We start from the raw sequence: 603 nt of genomic DNA on the forward strand, positions 1-603 counted from the left end.
ACTCCCGTCAGTGTCGCGCCCTGCGCTGCCATTCTTAAATGTGGCACCAGTTTGTCTTTGAATCCTTTAAATACAGGATGCATGGTTTCGATGTCATTTTCGATAACCAGTTCTTTGCGAGCTGCGGGATTGATTTGGATCAGCACGCCCGCTTCTGACCAAACCATGATTGGCGATAACGCGAAGTTAAACAGGTCTCGAAACGATCGCTTCTGAGCTTCTAATTCTTCAAACGTGCTTTCCAGCGTCGAACCAATGTGGTCAAACTCTTCAATATCCGACCCACCAAAACGCTCAAAGCCTTTTTCTTCCCGAGCAGAACGCGTGTAAGACATGAGCGACCCCAGCTCTTCCACAACTCGGTTTTCAATCCACTCTTTGGTCATCAGCGCAATCATAATCATGCCAATAACAGACGCTAACATCGCCAAAAAGTGTTGAATTTGCAGCGTAACAACACTCTGGTTGTCTTGCACGGTAAGTAACTTCAAGTTGGTGATGGCCGCGTTCACTTCAATCGGCGTTTGGATGATCAATAACTGATCTAACTTCTTCTGGGTCTCTTTGCGTTTCAACACATCGAAGATTTTGTATGACTCATCC

General features: G+C 46.1%; 1 protein-coding gene. It reads right to left on the minus strand.

Going from position 1 to position 603, the window contains the following annotated elements; genetic code table 11:
* A partial coding sequence (locus R7Q09_RS26885) for a LuxQ periplasmic sensor domain-containing protein (protein ID WP_318144041.1) occupies nucleotides 1-603 on the minus strand: 603 nt, incomplete at both ends.

The sequence above is a fragment of the Vibrio sp. 2130-1 genome (genome assembly GCF_033339515.1).